This window comes from Xanthomonas sp. D-109 (genome assembly GCF_017746095.1).
Classification (GTDB): domain Bacteria; phylum Pseudomonadota; class Gammaproteobacteria; order Xanthomonadales; family Xanthomonadaceae; genus Xanthomonas_A; species Xanthomonas_A sacchari.
On the sequence record NZ_JAGHWV010000001.1, the window covers coordinates 743,331 to 758,730 of the forward strand.

General features: G+C 69.1%; 22 protein-coding genes. 15 read left to right on the forward strand and 7 right to left on the reverse strand.

The window, feature by feature from the left end; genetic code table 11:
* Window positions 1-522 (reverse strand): 3-hydroxyanthranilate 3,4-dioxygenase, encoded by a 522-nt coding sequence (locus J7357_RS03115; RefSeq protein WP_010342512.1) that lies wholly within the window; start codon window positions 520-522, stop codon window positions 1-3.
* A 38-nt stretch (window positions 523-560) separates the two neighbouring features.
* Entirely contained in the window at window positions 561-1,223 is a 663-nt protein-coding gene (can, locus tag J7357_RS03120; RefSeq protein WP_010342513.1) for a carbonate dehydratase, read from the reverse strand.
* Between the two features lie 193 nt (window positions 1,224-1,416).
* Between can and J7357_RS03125 the strand changes: the two genes are divergently transcribed.
* From J7357_RS03125 to J7357_RS03160, 8 genes are all read left to right on the forward strand, one after another.
* On the forward strand, window positions 1,417-1,956 hold the full coding sequence (locus J7357_RS03125; RefSeq protein WP_209244797.1) for a glycosyl hydrolase 108 family protein: 540 nt from the start codon (window positions 1,417-1,419) through the stop codon (window positions 1,954-1,956).
* An 87-nt stretch (window positions 1,957-2,043) separates the two neighbouring features.
* Complete coding sequence (locus J7357_RS03130; RefSeq protein WP_209230850.1) at window positions 2,044-2,622, forward strand: DUF2589 domain-containing protein; 579 nt, start codon at window positions 2,044-2,046, stop codon at window positions 2,620-2,622.
* A 12-nt stretch (window positions 2,623-2,634) separates the two neighbouring features.
* Entirely contained in the window at window positions 2,635-3,261 is a 627-nt protein-coding gene (locus J7357_RS03135; protein ID WP_209244798.1) for a DUF2589 domain-containing protein, read from the forward strand.
* A gap of 46 nt (window positions 3,262-3,307) precedes the next feature.
* A complete protein-coding gene (locus tag J7357_RS03140) occupies window positions 3,308-3,568 on the forward strand; it encodes a hypothetical protein (RefSeq protein ID WP_019800580.1) in 261 nt (86 codons plus the stop codon).
* Window positions 3,568-4,026 carry a hypothetical protein gene (locus tag J7357_RS03145; RefSeq protein ID WP_209244799.1) on the forward strand — a complete coding sequence of 153 codons (459 nt, stop codon included), beginning with the start codon at window positions 3,568-3,570 and terminating at the stop codon, window positions 4,024-4,026. The genes J7357_RS03140 and J7357_RS03145 overlap by 1 nt, the downstream gene beginning before the upstream one ends.
* Window positions 4,019-4,207: a hypothetical protein gene (locus J7357_RS03150; RefSeq protein ID WP_209244800.1), complete on the forward strand. Its 189-nt coding sequence runs from the start codon at window positions 4,019-4,021 to the stop codon at window positions 4,205-4,207. The genes J7357_RS03145 and J7357_RS03150 overlap by 8 nt, the downstream gene beginning before the upstream one ends.
* A 43-nt stretch (window positions 4,208-4,250) precedes the next feature.
* Entirely contained in the window at window positions 4,251-5,048 is a 798-nt protein-coding gene (locus J7357_RS03155; RefSeq protein ID WP_209244801.1) for a hypothetical protein, read from the forward strand.
* Window positions 5,049-5,219: 171 nt separating this feature from the next.
* Window positions 5,220-6,137 (forward strand): hypothetical protein, encoded by a 918-nt coding sequence (locus J7357_RS03160; RefSeq protein ID WP_343237385.1) that lies wholly within the window; start codon window positions 5,220-5,222, stop codon window positions 6,135-6,137.
* 301 nt (window positions 6,138-6,438) lie between these two features.
* On the opposite strand, the gene J7357_RS03165 is transcribed toward J7357_RS03160, so the two are convergent.
* Window positions 6,439-6,639 carry a hypothetical protein gene (locus tag J7357_RS03165; RefSeq protein ID WP_209244803.1) on the reverse strand — a complete coding sequence of 67 codons (201 nt, stop codon included), beginning with the start codon at window positions 6,637-6,639 and terminating at the stop codon, window positions 6,439-6,441.
* Between J7357_RS03165 and J7357_RS03170 the strand changes: the two genes are divergently transcribed.
* Window positions 6,632-7,342 (forward strand): response regulator transcription factor, encoded by a 711-nt coding sequence (locus tag J7357_RS03170; protein WP_019800574.1) that lies wholly within the window; start codon window positions 6,632-6,634, stop codon window positions 7,340-7,342. The two genes, J7357_RS03165 and J7357_RS03170, sit on opposite strands and share 8 nt — an antisense overlap.
* Before the next feature lie 76 nt (window positions 7,343-7,418).
* On the opposite strand, the gene J7357_RS03175 is transcribed toward J7357_RS03170, so the two are convergent.
* From J7357_RS03175 to asnS, 4 genes are read right to left on the reverse strand one after another with little or no spacing between them, the layout of a single operon-like run.
* Window positions 7,419-8,039, reverse strand: a complete 621-nt coding sequence (locus tag J7357_RS03175) for an FMN-binding negative transcriptional regulator (protein ID WP_209244804.1) — start codon at window positions 8,037-8,039, stop codon at window positions 7,419-7,421.
* 7 nt (window positions 8,040-8,046) lie between these two features.
* Window positions 8,047-8,361, reverse strand: a complete 315-nt coding sequence (locus J7357_RS03180; RefSeq protein WP_209244805.1) for a hypothetical protein — start codon at window positions 8,359-8,361, stop codon at window positions 8,047-8,049.
* Complete coding sequence (locus J7357_RS03185; RefSeq protein ID WP_017907180.1) at window positions 8,358-8,663, reverse strand: hypothetical protein; 306 nt, start codon at window positions 8,661-8,663, stop codon at window positions 8,358-8,360. The genes J7357_RS03180 and J7357_RS03185 overlap by 4 nt, the downstream gene beginning before the upstream one ends.
* Before the next feature lie 22 nt (window positions 8,664-8,685).
* Window positions 8,686-10,080, reverse strand: coding sequence for an asparagine--tRNA ligase (gene asnS, locus J7357_RS03190; protein ID WP_019800122.1), 1,395 nt, complete (start codon window positions 10,078-10,080; stop codon window positions 8,686-8,688).
* Window positions 10,081-10,213: 133 nt separating this feature from the next.
* On the opposite strand from asnS, the gene J7357_RS03195 reads away from it, so the two are divergent.
* The 6 genes from J7357_RS03195 (at window position 10,214) to J7357_RS03220 (ending at window position 15,320) form a co-directional block, all read left to right on the forward strand.
* Window positions 10,214-10,561, forward strand: coding sequence for an iron-sulfur cluster assembly accessory protein (locus J7357_RS03195; RefSeq protein WP_209244806.1), 348 nt, complete (start codon window positions 10,214-10,216; stop codon window positions 10,559-10,561).
* A 494-nt stretch (window positions 10,562-11,055) separates the two neighbouring features.
* Window positions 11,056-11,490, forward strand: a complete 435-nt coding sequence (rpsF, locus tag J7357_RS03200) for a 30S ribosomal protein S6 (protein WP_010342529.1) — start codon at window positions 11,056-11,058, stop codon at window positions 11,488-11,490.
* A gap of 11 nt (window positions 11,491-11,501) precedes the next feature.
* Window positions 11,502-11,732, forward strand: a complete 231-nt coding sequence (gene rpsR, locus J7357_RS03205; RefSeq protein WP_002804494.1) for a 30S ribosomal protein S18 — start codon at window positions 11,502-11,504, stop codon at window positions 11,730-11,732.
* 192 nt (window positions 11,733-11,924) lie between these two features.
* Complete coding sequence (gene rplI / locus J7357_RS03210; protein ID WP_010342531.1) at window positions 11,925-12,374, forward strand: 50S ribosomal protein L9; 450 nt, start codon at window positions 11,925-11,927, stop codon at window positions 12,372-12,374.
* 126 nt (window positions 12,375-12,500) lie between these two features.
* A complete protein-coding gene (locus tag J7357_RS03215) occupies window positions 12,501-13,703 on the forward strand; it encodes an AraC family transcriptional regulator (RefSeq protein WP_209244807.1) in 1,203 nt (400 codons plus the stop codon).
* 18 nt (window positions 13,704-13,721) lie between these two features.
* Complete coding sequence (locus J7357_RS03220) at window positions 13,722-15,320, forward strand: serine hydrolase domain-containing protein (protein ID WP_209244808.1); 1,599 nt, start codon at window positions 13,722-13,724, stop codon at window positions 15,318-15,320.
* Window positions 15,321-15,400: the final 80 nt, after the last annotated feature.

The following is a 15,400-nucleotide window of genomic DNA, read 5'->3' on the forward strand; positions in this document are numbered from 1 at the left end:
TCACGGCGCGGCGGCCGCCGGCAGCGGATGCACGTGGCCGCAGCGGGCGCAGGTGCGCAGCGCTTCGGAGGCATAGAAGCGCGCGAACACCGGCGGGAAGTCGGTCTCGATGTCCTGCAGCGGGAAGTAGGCTTCGTGCAGCAGGTGGTTGCAGCGCTCGCAGAACCACAGCAGGCCGTCCTGCTCGTGTGGCAGGCGTCGCCGCTCGATCACCAGGCCGACCGAGTCGGGTCCGCGCTGCGGCGAGTGCGGCACCTTGGGCGGCAGCAGGAAGGTCTCGCCGGCGCGGATCGGGATCTCGCGCACCGCGCCGTCTTCCTGGATCTTCAGCACCATCTCGCCTTCGAGTTGGTAGAACCACTCCGGGCCTTCGTCGTAGTGGTAGTCGCTGCGCGCGTTCGGCCCACCGACCACCATGACGATGAAGTCGCCGGCATACAGGCACTTGTTGCCCACCGGCGGCTTGAGCAGGTGGCGGTGGGCGTCGATCCAGGCGTGCAGGTTGAGCGGGCCGGGGAGCATGGGGGTTCCTTGCGGAAAGGGACGGAGCGGCGGACCGCTCAGCGGTCCTCGCGGTCCTGGCCGATCCGCGCCAGGGCGGCGTCGTAGCGCGGAACCAGATCCTCGATGCGGTCCAGTTCCATGCCCAGGTCGTGCACGCGGCCGTCGCGCAGGCTGTAGACCCAACCGTGCACGGTCAGTTCCTGGCCGCGCGCCCAGGCGTCGAGCACGATCGAGGTCCGGCTGACGTTGACCACCTGCTCGAGCACGTTGAGCTCGCACAGGCGCGCATGCTGCACGTTGAGGTCGCCGGCCTGCTGCAGGCACTGCTCGTGCTTCTCGGCCACGTCGGTGACGTGGCGGATCCAGTTGTCGACCAGGCCCAGCCGCGCGCGGGTCAGGCCCGCGTGCACGCCGCCGCAGCCGTAGTGGCCCACGACCAGGATGTGCCGCACCTTCAGCACCTCGACCGCGAACTGGATCACCGACAGGCAGTTGAGGTCGGTGTGCACGACCACGTTGGCGATGTTGCGGTGGACGAATACCTCGCCCGGTGCCATGTCGATGATCTGGTTCGCCGGCACCCGCGAATCGGAGCAGCCGATCCACAGGTACTCCGGCGTCTGCTGTTTGGACAGGCGGCTGAAGAAATCCGGGTCTTCGCGACTGATGCGATCGGACCAGGCGCGATTGTTGCGCAGGAGTTCGGCGATTTTGCTCATTGCCGGCCATTATCCCAGAAGCCCGCGGCCGGCGCGCGGTCCGCGCCGATGCAGCGCCTGCATGCCCGGCTTGCGGATACGCGCGGCGGCTCAGTGCGCAGGCGCTGCCGGATCGGGCTTTTGCCGATCCCGCCGATGCGGGCCGCTGCGCAGACTTCCTCCACGCCCACACCGGGCATCAGCGGAGGATCCCATGGCCGACTTCAACGCATTCTTTCCGACCCTGCTCAAGCATGAGGGCGGCTTCGTCAACGATCCGGTGGACCCGGGCGGTGCCACCAACAAGGGCGTCACCCTGGCCACGTTTCGCCTGTACGCCAAGAGCCTGCTGCAACTGGAGCCGACCCTGGACAATCTGCGTGCGCTCACCGACGCGCAGGCCGGGGTGATCTACAAGACCTGCTACTGGAATGCGGTGCATGGCGACGAGATCGCGCTGCAGCCGCTTGCCAACATCCTGTTCGACTTCCAGGTCAACGCCGGCAACAACGCCATCAAGCTGCTGCAGCGCGTGCTCAACGCGCAGACGCCGGCGCTGAAGCTGCCGGAGGACGGCAAGTTCGGCCCGGCCACCCTGGCGGCGCTGAAGGCCGCCGACCAGCGCGATCTGTACGCACGCTACAAGCAGGGCCGGCGCGACTACTACCAGCGCCTGGTCGCGGCCAAGCCGCCGCTGGGCAAGTTCCTCAAGGGCTGGCTGGCGCGCACCGACTCCTTTCCCGATCTGACCTGAGCTGACCTGAGCTGAGCGAGCGCGCCCGGCGCGCGCCGCCGATCCGCCGCCGTCGCCGACGGCGGCCTTCCTTCTCCCGGAGCGACCATGGCTGGACCGACCGCATTGAACGACCTGATCGAAGCGCTGGCCGGCGCGGTGATCGAGGCGCAGGACCGCATCGAGCAGCACCAGATGGCCAACCTCGGCGACTACTTCGACGAGTTCCACCGGCCCAAGAGCGTGATCATCCGCCTGCCGTCGCAGCACCCGCAGGCGGCCGAGGGCGACGAGGACTACTACCGCGCGCCGCTGCTGCCGCTGGTCTCGACCAACGTGCTGCGGATCAAGGACGTGGAGATCAGCTTCGATGCGCAGCTCGGCGACCTCGGCGGCCTGCAGTCCGCCGACGGCTTCTTCGCGCCGGAACCGCCCGGCCCGCAGGCGGCCTGGCAGGCCAAGCGCACCGCCACCCGTTCCAGCGTGCGCGTGGATACCAGCGCCAGCGCGCGGAGCCAGCGCCAGAGTGCCGTCCACGTCGTATTGCGCGTGGAAGGCACCGAACCGACTGACGGAGCGGCCAGATTGCTCAACCATCTGGCGCAGACGCAGGGCGTGTTCAAGACGGTCATGGCCGACAAGCCGGACGTCGCGGGCACGGACGATGTAACCAATCCCACCAACTAAGGAGTCACTGCAATGGCTGACGAACTCGTCAACATGTCAAGTCAATTCAAGGGTCTGCCCATGGGCGACCTGATCGGCGGACCGCTCGATGCGGCCTGCGACGCGCAGGTCAAGCTGGCCCGCGCCACCGCCGATTTCATCCGCGTCATCGGCTTCCTGCCGCCGACCGATCCCAAGGATCCGCAGGGCACCGGCGCGACCCGCACCGCCAGCTTCCGCTTCAAGCGGCCGGTCGACGACCCGGACAAGGCCGGCGGCATCGCCGAGGAAGAGGTCGAGCTGGAAGTGCCGCTGCTGGCCATCGTCAACGTGCCCAGCCTGAGCATCCAGACCGTGGACGTCACCTTCGACATGGAAGTGAAGTCGTCCTTCTCCGAAAAGTCCAAGACCGATGCCTCGGCGTCGATGTCGGCGGACGTGGAATACGGCTTCGGCCTGTTCAAGGCCAAGGTGCACATCCAGGGCTCGGTGGCCACGAGCAAGGAGAACACGCGCAGCTCGGACAACTCGGCCAAGTACCACGTCTCGGTGCATGCCGCGGACAAGGGGCCGCCGGAAGGCCTGGCGCGGGTGCTGGACATCCTGCAGACCGCGGTCGCCCCGCGCAAGGTCGGCAAGCCGGTTGCGGTCACCCCGTAATCCGCTAGCGATCCGTTGAACCATCTCGTCGGGGGACTCGTCAACCATGTTCGACCTCACTGAAGTCAAGTTCGTCAAGCGGGTCGTGGTCGGTAGCGACAACCCGACGCAGATGCAAACGCCCGAGCAGATCGAAGCGGCGCGGGCTCTGCTCAACCGGTGTCTGAGCGATTCGCCCAAGGGCGCGATCATCGGCACCGAGAAGAATTTCGCCGTGCTGCAGATCGGCGAGCACCAGGTGGTGATGCAGTGGCTGTGCTACCACGTGGGCTTCCCGCGCAAGCCCGGCTGGCTGAAGGACGACTGATGGCCGGGCTGCGTTGCGACTTCGACCTGCTGCTGCAGGGACTGTCGGCGGCCTTGCTGGATGCGCAGCGGCGCTGCCGGGCGCGCCACGAGCGGGCACTGCGCGCGTGCTTCGGCGCGGCGGAGACCGTGCAGGTGGTGACCGAGGAGGCCGAGCCGCCGGCATTGCAGATCCCGCTGTGGGAACTGCGTGCGTGGCAACTGCCGCAGATCGGCGAACTGGCCCTGTCCTTCGATGTGGAACTGGAAGTGGTGGAGATGCCGGACGAGGCGCCGCGCCTGCTGCTGCAGGTGTCGCCGCGAAGGCCGCGACGTCCCGGCCACCGCCTGCAGATCCTGTTCCGCGGTACCCATACCCCGGTCGGCGAGGTGCTGTTCGACGGGCAGCAGCTGAAGCTGTGGCACCTGTCCGAACCGGCCACCCCGCACGACCCAGACCAGGAGACGGCACATGCGTAGACACGGCTTCCTGCTGTCGCGGCACGACACCGACCTATGGTGCCGAGAGCTGCACATCGACCTGCGCTCGCTGGCCCGCGCGCAGCGCTTGCGCCGGCGTCGACGGCGGGGGCTGTGGCTGCTTGCGGCCCTGTTGCTGGCGGCGGTCGTGGTGGCGCTGGTCTGGCTCGGCCTGCACTGACCGCACCGTTCGTTTCCCTTTCGTATTTCCAGAGGAGAGTCGCATGCGTATCCGTTCGCGTGGTGTTGCACATTTCCCGCTTTGGCTGGCGCTGTGCCTGGCCTTGCCATCCGCTGCCGGCGCCGCGCCGCAGGCGGCCACTGCGGCCAAGCCGGACGCGGCGGCCAACGCCGAGGCGCTGCCGGCTGGCCAGTGGAGCGGCACCCTGACGCTGGAGGCACAACCGCCCGGTGCGGAGAATCTGGTCGCGCTGCGCCTGGTCCAGGACAGCGGCCAGGCCAGGCTCGCCTTCGGCTCGCCGCTGAACTGCAACGCGCTGGTCAAGCCGCAGCGGGCTGGGGGCTTCGTTCTGGACTCGATCAACGGGGGAGCCTACTGCGACAAGTTGATGGGCAAGCCGCTGCGCGTGCAGCGCAGTGGCGACGACCTGCGGCTGTTCGTCGACGGCAAGGCCCTGCTGGTGGTGCTGCACACCGATCCTGGTCGGCCCAGTCCGCTGACGGGCACATGGCAGGGGCTGGACTCTGGCGGAAAGATCCTCGAAAAGCCGACCCTGGAGGTGACGGTCTCTCCCAGCCCGCAGGCGCCAGGCAGTCGCACGGTGGAACTGCACTACGGCACGCCCTGGGGCTGCAAGGTGCAGGCGCGCTACGTTGGCATGCGCGCGGATGCGGCGGTGTATTCGCTGGACATGAACGACAAGGGGCACTGCGCGGAACTGAGCGACGGCCGGCTGGTCTTGCGTGCAACGCCGGACGGGGGCGTCAGTCTCCAGATCGCGGGCAAGGCCGGGAAGTCCCCACAACTCGTGCCGCTGAAGCGCGTGTCCGCCAGCCGGTAATCCGTGGCGCATGGGCGCCGGCCGCCGTTTCCGTCCAGGAGTGGCGCAATGAACGTCTGGATCAAGATGCTGGCCGGCGCGTTGCGGCGCCGGCTGACCGCGGCCCACAGTGGCGTGCCGCGGCTGCCGCCGCCGGGCATCCTGCCGCAGTTGCTCGCCGAGTGCGAAGCGATGGCCCGCTATGCGCTCGAGCACGGCTTGGCGGTGCCGCCGGAACTGATCGCACGCCTGTCGGTGCTGGTGAGCGTCGGTTCATCGGAAGGCGCGGCCGGCGACAGCGACATCGAGGTGCGCGCGCACGAACTGGCGGTGACCCATCGGCGGCTGGCGCAACTGATCCGCCCGGCGACGCCGCAGGCGGTGTTCCTGCTCGATGCCGAGCGCCGCCGCCCGCACTGGGCGACCCTGCTCGGCCCGCTGCCGCTGGTGCGCGCGCTCACTGCCACCTCCCTGATGTTCCTGTTCCTGGTGGTGGCCACGGCGTTGTCCAGCAAGGTCAGCGCGGACAACGTGCGCCTGGGATTCCTGGATTCGTCCGGCAGCGTGCTGCTGTGGAACGCCTTGTTCCTGCTGTTCTGCGCCGGCCTGGGCGCCTCGTTCTCCTCGCTGTTCCAGGTGCACCGCTACGTCGCCGACGCCAGCTACGACCCCAAGTACGACGCCTCCTATGGCGCGCGCATGATCCTGGGCCTGATCGCCGGCCTGATCCTGGTCGAAGTGCTGCCGCCGGACCTGTTCGAGACCGGCAGCATGCGCAGCTTCGGCAAGCCGACCCTGGCGATGCTGGGCGGCTTTTCCGCCACGGCGGTGTACCGCCTGCTGCAACGCCTGGTCGATGCCATGGAAACGCTGGTGCGCGGCGACACCTCGGCGCAGGCGCAGGCCTCGCTCGAGGTGCAGCGCGCCAGCAACGACACCGAGCGCATGCGCTGGCAGGGCGAACTGGCCGCGCAACTGATGGCGTTGCAACAGTCGATCGAGGCGGGCACGCCGCCGGCAGCGATCCAGCAACGTCTCGCCGAGTTCGCCCGCGCGATGCTGCAGGTGGAAGCCGCACGGCTGCCGCCGCCGTCAGCGTCGTCCGACTGAAGCGCGCCTCTCCTCGCGAACCGGACCCACACGCAGGAACGGCGTGCGGCTGCGACTGGCGTGGCCGGGAAGCTCCATCGTGGCGGATCCCGCAGGACGGGACGCGCGCCGCTCCATCAGACCTCGTGTCGCGCGGCGAAGCCGGGCGTTGGACGTGCCCGGATGGCAGTCGCGTGGCGTCCGCACCGCGCGCGCCCTCAGCATCGATCGCGACGCAGGACTTCGGTCTGCGTCACAGGCCGAGCGCGCTAGCACGAGATTCTGTCTACGAAACTGGACGAATGCGGTAATTCGCACAATTTCAGCCGTCCTGCTCGCCCATATCAGCCTGAACCCGATGGCTGCCATCGCGCAGCGTGACAAGCTGGGGGCGCAACGCAAGCGCGGGTTCAGCGCTGTCGCATCGGTTGAAGAAAAGGGGCGCGTCGCGCTGCATGGGACGCGGGTTACCGCGCGGTCGCGCGTTGGAGATCCATTGCGAACACAGGTAGAGAATGAACACACGTATCGTGATTGCCGCCGAACGCAGCATCGTGCTGGAGGGCATGGTCGCCCTGTTGAACAATACGTCGGGCATCGAGGTGGTCGGCCACGCGGTCGACGGATTGGAGTGCGTGCAACTGGTGACCCGACGGCAGCCGGATGTCGTGCTGATGGACGTGATGCTGCCTGGCCTCAACGGCATCGAGGCCACCCGCCGGCTGTTGCAGCGCAGCCCGCGCAGCAAGGCGATCTGCATTGCCGCCTCCGACGCCGCGGCCAACGTGCGCGCGGTCATCGATGCCGGCGCCAAGGGCTACCTGGCGCGCAACAGCACCTTCCACGAATTGCTGCGCGCGATCCAGCAGGTCGGCAACGACCAGCTGTACATCAGCCCGCAGCTGTCGCAGTCGCTGGTCAGCGAGTACCGCTGTCCGCCCGGCGACGCGGTCTCGGCCTACACGCTGCTGACCTCGCGCGAACGCGAGATCGTGCAGTTGCTGTCCGAGGGGCTGTCGACCAAGGAGATCGCCGCGCGCCTGCACATCAGCGTCAAGACCATCGGCACCCATCGCGAGCACATCATGCTCAAGCTGGGCATGCAGAGCATCGCGCAACTGACGCGCTATGCGATCCGCGAAGGCCTGTCGCCGCTGGAAGGCGGCAGGGCCAGTGCGCGTCGTGCCGAGCACGACCGCCAGGGGCCGGCCAGCCGCTGCGGGTGAGGCGGCGCACGCCGCGGCGGCGCAGCCGGGTGGCGACGGTGCGAGGTCCCGTCAGCCGCTGCGTGGCGACGTGGGATCAGTCCGGGCGTCGCACGTGCATCAGCGCCGCGACGGCTTGCGCACCGGAGTTCGCCTGGGCCTGCAGCGCCTCGCGCACCGCAGCCTGGTTCGCCGGCGGATGGTTCTGGCTGAGTTTGAACTTCAGCTCGACCCGCTCGACCTGGAAACGGAAACCGACGATGCCGCGCAACTGGCGCCGGTGCGCGTCGTTGTCCGGCTCGTAGCGCCACTCGCTGCCCAGCGCGCGCTCATGGCGTTCGCTCAGCCGCGCCACCACATCGGCCAGCAGCGCTTCGTCGTCGCTAGGGTGCAACTGCCCGTGCAGGTGCGCAGTGGCGTAGTTCCAGGTCGGCACCCGCGCCATCGCTTCCTTGTCCGGGTACCAGCTTGGCGAAACGTAGGCGTGCGGGCCGTGCACGATCAGCAAGGCCGGCCCGGCGTGCCGCGCCTGCGGGTTGGCGCGCGACCAATGGCCTTCGACCAGGATGCGTTCACCGTCGCGCCGGTACAGCACCGGCAACGGCGTGGCGCAGGGCAGGCCATCGGCGACGGTGACCAGGGTGGCGAACGGGTTGTCCGCGATCAGCGCATCGAGCGCGCCCAGGTCGCTTTCGGCGAAGGCGGGCGGAACGTGCATCGCCGGATCAGGCGCGCGCGCCCAGGGTCTGGGTCATGCGCCCGCGCAGGCCGGCATCGTCGTCGGCCTGCGGCGGCGACACCTCGCCCAGCGAGAAGCCGCGCGTCCGCGCATCGTCCTCGTCCAGGCCATCGAAGGCGACGAACTCGGCGTCGAACAGCGCCGCGCGGGCGGTGTCCTCGCTGTCGTAGCTGAGGGTATTGCCGTCGCTGTCCAGCACCTCGGCGGTGCCGGCGTCGCGCACGCGCAGGCGCGCCCACACCAGCAGGCGGCCTAGGCTGGCCAGGTACCACTGATCGTGGGCGGGAGAATCTGAAGTCATGGAATCACCAGGGAAAGCAGCCAGAGCAGGGCGGCCATGCCCAGGCCGAAGAAGATGGTCATCAGCGACAGCCAGGCCGGTGTCGCCAGGCCGGACAGCCCGCGGTCGCCGAGCGGGCGGTAGCGCCGCGCCAGCAGCCAGCCGAGCGCGACCGGCTTGAGGAAGGCGCCCGGCCCGAACGCCGCCACCAGCGGCGGATGGCGGTCGCGGATGTGCACCAGGGTCAGCGGCCAGAAGATCAGGAACGCGCTGGCGCCGGCGATCGCCACGCCGACGAAGCACAGCGCGAAGAACAGGATCATGGCGTGCGCTCCCCGGCTCGCCTCAGAACTCGGCGCTGCCCGGCGCGCGCGGGTAGGGGATGGCGTCGCGGATGTTGCTCAGCCCGCACACGTAGACCACCAGGCGCTCGAAGCCCAGGCCGAAGCCGGCGTGCGGCACCGTGCCGTAGCGGCGGAAATCGCGGTACCAGCCGTAGTGCTGCGGATCCAGGCCGAACTGCAGCATGCGCGCGTCGAGCACGTCCAGGCGCTCCTCGCGCTGGCTGCCGCCGATGATCTCGCCGATGCCCGGCGCCAGCACGTCCATCGCCGCGACGGTCTTGCCGTCATCGTTCAGGCGCATGTAGAAGGCCTTGATGTGCTCGGGGTAGTTGGTCACCACCACCGGACGGCCGACGTGCTGCTCGGTCAGCCAGCGCTCGTGCTCGGTCTGCAGGTCCAGGCCCCATTCCACCGGGAACTCGAACTTCTGCCCGGACTTCTGCAGCAGGCCGATCGCATCGCCGTACTCGATGCGCTCGAACGGCGAGTTGATGAAGGTCTCCAGCTTGCTGATCGCGGTCTTGTCGACGCGTTCGGCGATGAACGCCAGGTCGTCGGCGCGCTCGTCCAGCACCGCGCGGAACAGGTACTTGAGGAAGTCCTCGGCCACGCGCGCGTCCTCGGCCAGGTCGGCGAAGGCGATCTCCGGCTCGATCATCCAGAACTCGGCCAGGTGGCGGGTAGTGTGGCTGTTCTCGGCGCGGAAGGTCGGGCCGAAGGTGTAGACCTTGCTCAGCGCCAGGCAGTAGGCCTCGACGTTGAGCTGGCCGGACACGGTCAGGAAGGTCTCCTTGCCGAAGAAGTCGCGGCCGAAGTCGACCTGGCCCTGCGCGTCGCGCGGCAGGTTGGCCATGTCCAGGGTGGAGACGCGGAACATCTGCCCGGCGCCTTCGGCGTCGGAGGTGGTGATGATCGGCGTGCTGATCCAGTTGTAGCCGTTCTGGTGGAAATAGCGGTGCACCGCCTGCGCCAGGCAGTTGCGGATACGCGTCACCGCGCCGAACAGGTTGGTGCGCGGGCGCAGGTGCGCGACCTCGCGCAGGAACTCCGGCGACATCGGCTTGGGCTGGATCGGGTAGGTCAGCGGGTCCTCGACCCAGCCCACCACCTCGACCGCGCTGGCCTGGATCTCGTACGACTGGCCCTTGCCCTGCGACTTCACCAGCACGCCCTTGGCGATCAGCGAGCAGCTGCCGGTGAGCCGCTTGACCTCGTCGAAGTTGGGCAGCGCGTCGGTCGCCACCACCTGGATCGGGGCGAAGCAGGAGCCGTCGGTCACGTTGATGAAAGCCAGTCCGGCAGATCCGCGCAGCGTGCGCACCCATCCCCGCACCGTGACTTCGCCGCCTTCCGGGATCTTCCCGGCCAGCGCATGTGCAACGCTCACCACCGTCATGACTTGAATCCTCGCCGCAGCGACTCGATATGGAAGGGGCAAGTGTACTGGCTGGAGCGCGGCGCTTGCGAGGCATGCGGCGATCGGCCGCCGTCCTTCCTATAATGTCCGTTCGCAGTCGCCGGAGTTCGTCATGGCCATCCGTCTCACCCCCATCGCCCACGCCCGCGTGCAGCGCTTCGTCGCGCAGACGCCCGGCGCCCTGGGATTGCGCTTCGGCGTCGAGCGCACCGGTTGTTCGGGTTGGGGTCACGTCACCGACCTGGCGCGCGAGGCGCGTGCGGACGATGCGGTGTTCGAGCAGGACGGCGTGCGCATCTACGTCGATGCGACCAGCCTGCCGCTGGTGGACGGCACCGAGATCGACTTCGCCAAGCAGGGCCTGGGCGAGACCTTCGTGTTCCGCAATCCCAACGCCACCGCCGAGTGCGGCTGCGGCGAGAGCTTCACCACCGACGCCGCGCACGCCGGCGCGCCCTGAGCGTCGCCGCTGCGGCTGCGTGGCCTCCTCGTGGAGGACGCGGGGCAGGGCGCCCCGGTTGTCGCATGCAACTGCCTGAGTTCTGCATCACCCCAACGCCTATGCGCTGGGCGTCGCGCAGGAACACGGCGTCTGCGACGGCTGCGGAGAAACCCGCGCATGGCGCTACTAGGGGCTGTTCTACTGCGCCGGCGACGCCCCGCAGTCTCTGTGTCCCTGGTGTATTGCCGACGGTCGCGTGACTGTTCCGCTGCCTGCAGGGCAGTCAGCATCGCCTGCATGTGGTTATGAGCTGATCCAAGTCGTTGATTCGATTGACTTCGTGCACTGCCATGGCGTTCGTGTCCCGCACCGGGGACGGTTGGCTTGTCGGTGACCGGGCATCTCGGTCATAATGTGCGGCTTCCTGCCTTCCCGGCAGGAGTCCTTGCCCCACCGCCGTCGCACCGCGGGGGGCTGTCCGGCCGCAAGGCCACATCCGAAAGGTACACACCATGAGTCGTCATTACGAAATCGTGTTCCTGGTCCACCCGGATCAGAGCGAGCAGGTCCCGGCCATGATCGAGCGCTACAAGTCGCTGGTCGAGAACGGCAAGGGCACCATCCACCGTCTGGAAGACTGGGGCCGCCGCCAGCTGGCGTACCCGATCCAGAACCTGGTGAAGGCCCACTACGTCATGCTGAACATCGAAGTGGACCAGGCCGTGCTGAGCGAGCTGGTCGAGAGCTTCCGCTTCAACGACGCGGTGCTGCGCCACCTGGTGATCAAGCGCGATGGCGCCGACACCGAGCAGTCGCTGATCATGAAGAGCAAGGACGAGAAGGCCGACAAGCCCGAGCGCGGTGAGCGCCGTCGTCGCGACGACGAAGAGGGCGATGCGCCCGCCGCCGCCACCGAAACCGACGGCGACGCCGCCGAAGCCGCCTAAGGAGCACGCTCATGTCCAAGTTCTTCCGTCGTCGCAAGTTCTGCAAGTTCACCGCCGAGGGCGTCAAGGAGATCGACTACAAGGATCTCAACACCCTGCGCCAGTACCTCACCGAGAACGGCAAGATCGTGCCGAGCCGCGTGACCGGCACCAAGTCCAAGTACCAGCGTCAGCTGGCCACGGCGGTCAAGCGCGCGCGTTTCCTGGCGCTGATCCCGTACACGGACAACCACGACGTTTAATTCCGGGCCTCCCGGAGCGATACGGCCCGCACCCTCCGGTGCGGGCATTCCACCGAAGTCTGGCGATTAGAAAAGTGCGGTGTCGATCGGGCGCAATCCCGACGCCCCAATCCCCAATCCCGGCTTCTCCTATTCGGACAGCACCCGTTGCGGCGGCCGCGTGCCGACGCTAACGAATAACGGAGCAAGACCATGCAACTGATTCTTCTGCAGAAAGTGACCAACCTGGGCGGCCTCGGCGACAAGGTCGACGTCAAGCCGGGCTATGGCCGCAACTACCTGGTGCCGCAGGGCAAGGCCGTGCCGGCCACCGCCGCCAACATCGCCGAGTTCGAAGCCAAGCGCGCCGAGTACGAAGCCAAGGCCAAGTCGATCCACGACGACGCCGAAGCCCGCGCCGCCAAGCTGGAAGGCGCCAGCGTGACCGTCAAGGCCAACGCCTCCACCGAAGGCAAGCTGTACGGCTCGGTCGGCCCGCGCGACATCGCCGAGGCCTTCACCGCCGCCGGCATGCCGCTGGAGAAGGGCGAAGTGGTGCTGGGCGAAGGCGCGTTCCGCAACATCGGCGAGTACGAGGTGCTGGTGCGCCTGCACGCCGACGTGGAAACCACGGTCAAGGTCGTGGTCGAAGCCGACGCCTGATCGCGCCCTCCGGCGCCATCGGAAACGACGCACGGGCGCCTTCGGGCGCCCGTTGCGTTTGTGGCGCGCACCGCCGCGTGGTGGCGGCACATTGCCGGGCTGCGGGGCCGGCGCGATGATCGGCGCATGACCGTCCTGTTCGCGCTCGGAACCCTCAACGCCTTGCTGCTGGCGGTCTTGCTGGGCTGGCAGCGGCAGAATCGCCTCGCCAACCGGCTGCTGGCCGGCATGTTGCTGATCGTGGCTACGCGCCTGTCGATCTACCTGCTCGGCTACGCCGGAGCCTACGACCGCCATCCGGCCCTGAGCTTTTTGCCGCTGGACCTCTCCGCCGGCCTGGCGCCGCTGCTTTGGCTCTACGTGACCGCGATGACCGGGCCGCTGCCGGCGCGCTGGCGTTGGCACCTGCTGCCGGCCGCCTTGCAGTGGCTGTACCAGGCGATCTGTTTCCTGTTGCCGATGCCGCAGAAGTGGAACTGGTACAGCGGTGCGCACCTGGCCTGGGTGGAGCCGCTGGGCACGGCCGCGATCCTGGTGCTGGCGTTGCCGTATCTGGTCCTGGCCTGGCGTCGGCAACAGCGTTATCAGGCCTGGCTGGACGCGCACTTCGCCGACCGCGACGCCTGGCGGCTGGACTGGTTGCGGGCGATGCTGGCGCTGTTCGCGGTGCTGCTGATGGCGGCACTGGGGCTGCTGGCCTGGAGCCTGGCGGTGACGCGGCTCGGCTACGCCGCGCGCACCCCGCTGATGCTCGGCGCCTGCGTGCTGGCCTATCTGCTCGGCCTGCTCGGCTGGAAGCACGCCGGCTTCGCCGGGCCGAAACCGCAGGAGGCGGCATCCGCGCCGCCGCCCGAGCACGCGTCCGGCGGGCAGGGCGAGGCGCTGTCCGAGACCGCGCCGGCATTGGATCCGGTGTCTGCGAGCGCCGCTGCCGCGGTCCGCGCCGAGCGCTGGATCGCCCGGATCGAGGCCGCCGGCTGGTGGCGCGAGGAAGGGCTGACCCTGGGCGAGGTGGCGCGGCGCCTGGGCACGTCCGAACGCAGCCTGTCGCGCGCGCTGCGCGACGCCGGCGCCCACTTCAACGCCACCATCAATGCGATGCGCGTGGCCGCGGTGCAGCGGGCGCTGGCCGATCCGCAGGAGCGCCGCGAGTTGCTGGCCCTGGCCCTGGACCACGGCTTCGCCTCCAAGGCCAGCTTCAACCGCGCCTTCCGCGCGCATGGCGGCCTGTCGCCCTCGGCCTGGCGTCTCAAAAGCCGCCAGGCGACCGCAGCGACGGCCGATGAGGCGCCGCCAGCGGCGCTGGACGGCAGCCTGGGACCTCCCTGATCGCGACGGAGGTCGCCCATGCTGGTTCCTGTCCTGTTGTTGGCGGCAGCCGTGTCGCCGCCGTCCGCTGCCGCGTCCAGTGCCGCACTGGACCGGCTGTTCGCCGCGGTGGATCGCCCCGACAGCCCCGGCTGCGTGGTCGACGTGCGCCGCGCTGGCGTGCCGCTGGCGATGCGCCGCTACGGCTTGGCCGATCTGGAGACCCGCAGCCCGATCGCGTTCGACACGGTGTTCGAGGCCGGTTCGGTGTCCAAGCAGGTGGTCGGCGCGCTCCTGGCGCAACTGGCCGAGCGCGGCGCGCTGTCGCTGGACGACAGCGTGCGCCGCTGGCTGCCGGAACTGCCGCCGCTGTACCAGCCGATCCGTGTCTCGATGCTCCTGCACCACACCAGCGGCATTCGCGAATGGTCGGACCTGGTGGCGCTCAGCGGCTGGCCGCGCGGTACCCGCGCCTACACCATGGACGACGTGTTGGCGCTGCTGGCAGCGCAGCGTGAATTGAACTTCGCGCCCGGCAGCGAGTACCTGTACAGCAATTCCAACTACCTGCTGGCCGCGCGGGTCGCCGAGCGCGCCGGCGGCGATTCCCTGCAGGCCCTGTCGCAGCGGTTGCTGTTCGCGCCGCTGGGCATGCGCCGGACGCGCTGGCGCAGCGACTACCGCAGCGTGGTCCCGGGCCGTGCCCAGGCCTATGCGCACGACGACGCAGGGCAATGGCGGCTGGACATGCCCTTCGAACAGGTGATCGGCCCCGGCGGCCTGCTGACCACCGTCGGCGACCTGCAGCGCTGGAATGCGGCGCTGGACGTGGGTGGTGGCTGGCGTGCGCGCATGGCCGAACCCGGGGCGCTGGTCGACGGCACACCGGTCGCGTACGGCCTCGGGCTGGAACTGGAGCCGGTGAATGGCGTTGCCGCACTCAGCCACGCCGGCGCCACCGCCGCCTATCACGCGTGGTTGGGGAGGCTGCCGTCGCTGCACCTGTCCATCGCCATGCTATGCAACGCCGGATCGATCGATACCGAAGCGCTGGGGCCGCAACTCGCCGCACTGTTCATGCCGCCGGCCGCAGCGTCGCCGGCCGCGACTGCCCCGGTCGTGGCGCTGGCCGACGACCTGCCCGGGCGCTACCGCAATCTCGCCAGCGACGGCATCGTCGAGCTGCGCCGCGAGAGCGGCCTGCTGCGCCTGGGCGAGCGCCGCTACGCGCCGATGGCGCCGGATCGCCTGCGTGCCGACGACGGCCGGCTCCTGCAGGTCGAACGCGACCGTGCCGGCGCCATCGTGGCACTGCAGGTCGAGCGCCCCGGCAACCGGCCGGCGCGCCTGCAGCCAGCGCCGTCCTGGCAGCCGGACGCGGCCGCGTTGGCTGCTGCTGCCGGACGTTATCGCAGCGCCGAACTGGCGCTGGACATCGCCCTGCGTGTGGAGGATGGGCATCTGCTGTGGGTCGATCCGCGTGGCCAACGCACGCAACTGCAGCCGACCGGCCTGGACACCTTCCGCGGCGAGGGCTGGAACCTGCGTCTGCTGCGCGACGCGCAAGGGCATGCGCAGGGGCTGCGGATGAGCAGCGGGCGGGTCCGGCAACTGGCCTTGCAACGGCTGCCGGACTGAGCCTACTGGCGTACCGCGCCGCCGCTGCGCGGTACGCCACGCCGCGGGGCTTGCAGCCGGCTTTCCCGCGTGGCCGGCTA

Bases quoted from the DNA above. Each gene is read 5' to 3' on its own strand.
- J7357_RS03115 (WP_010342512.1), bottom strand. From the start codon at position 522: ATGCTCCCCGGCCCGCTCAACCTGCACGCCTGGATCGACGCCCACCGC.
- can (WP_010342513.1), bottom strand. From the start codon at position 1,223: ATGAGCAAAATCGCCGAACTCCTGCGCAACAATCGCGCCTGGTCCGAT.
- J7357_RS03125 (WP_209244797.1), top strand. From the start codon at position 1,417: ATGGCCGACTTCAACGCATTCTTTCCGACCCTGCTCAAGCATGAGGGC.
- J7357_RS03130 (WP_209230850.1), top strand. From the start codon at position 2,044: ATGGCTGGACCGACCGCATTGAACGACCTGATCGAAGCGCTGGCCGGC.
- J7357_RS03135 (WP_209244798.1), top strand. From the start codon at position 2,635: ATGGCTGACGAACTCGTCAACATGTCAAGTCAATTCAAGGGTCTGCCC.
- J7357_RS03140 (WP_019800580.1), top strand. From the start codon at position 3,308: ATGTTCGACCTCACTGAAGTCAAGTTCGTCAAGCGGGTCGTGGTCGGT.
- J7357_RS03145 (WP_209244799.1), top strand. From the start codon at position 3,568: ATGGCCGGGCTGCGTTGCGACTTCGACCTGCTGCTGCAGGGACTGTCG.
- J7357_RS03150 (WP_209244800.1), top strand. From the start codon at position 4,019: ATGCGTAGACACGGCTTCCTGCTGTCGCGGCACGACACCGACCTATGG.
- J7357_RS03155 (WP_209244801.1), top strand. From the start codon at position 4,251: ATGCGTATCCGTTCGCGTGGTGTTGCACATTTCCCGCTTTGGCTGGCG.
- J7357_RS03160 (WP_343237385.1), top strand. From the start codon at position 5,220: ATGGCCCGCTATGCGCTCGAGCACGGCTTGGCGGTGCCGCCGGAACTG.
- J7357_RS03170 (WP_019800574.1), top strand. From the start codon at position 6,632: ATGAACACACGTATCGTGATTGCCGCCGAACGCAGCATCGTGCTGGAG.
- J7357_RS03175 (WP_209244804.1), bottom strand. From the start codon at position 8,039: ATGCACGTTCCGCCCGCCTTCGCCGAAAGCGACCTGGGCGCGCTCGAT.
- J7357_RS03180 (WP_209244805.1), bottom strand. From the start codon at position 8,361: ATGACTTCAGATTCTCCCGCCCACGATCAGTGGTACCTGGCCAGCCTA.
- J7357_RS03185 (WP_017907180.1), bottom strand. From the start codon at position 8,663: ATGATCCTGTTCTTCGCGCTGTGCTTCGTCGGCGTGGCGATCGCCGGC.
- asnS (WP_019800122.1), bottom strand. From the start codon at position 10,080: ATGACGGTGGTGAGCGTTGCACATGCGCTGGCCGGGAAGATCCCGGAA.
- J7357_RS03195 (WP_209244806.1), top strand. From the start codon at position 10,214: ATGGCCATCCGTCTCACCCCCATCGCCCACGCCCGCGTGCAGCGCTTC.
- rpsF (WP_010342529.1), top strand. From the start codon at position 11,056: ATGAGTCGTCATTACGAAATCGTGTTCCTGGTCCACCCGGATCAGAGC.
- rpsR (WP_002804494.1), top strand. From the start codon at position 11,502: ATGTCCAAGTTCTTCCGTCGTCGCAAGTTCTGCAAGTTCACCGCCGAG.
- rplI (WP_010342531.1), top strand. From the start codon at position 11,925: ATGCAACTGATTCTTCTGCAGAAAGTGACCAACCTGGGCGGCCTCGGC.
- J7357_RS03215 (WP_209244807.1), top strand. From the start codon at position 12,501: ATGACCGTCCTGTTCGCGCTCGGAACCCTCAACGCCTTGCTGCTGGCG.
- J7357_RS03220 (WP_209244808.1), top strand. From the start codon at position 13,722: ATGCTGGTTCCTGTCCTGTTGTTGGCGGCAGCCGTGTCGCCGCCGTCC.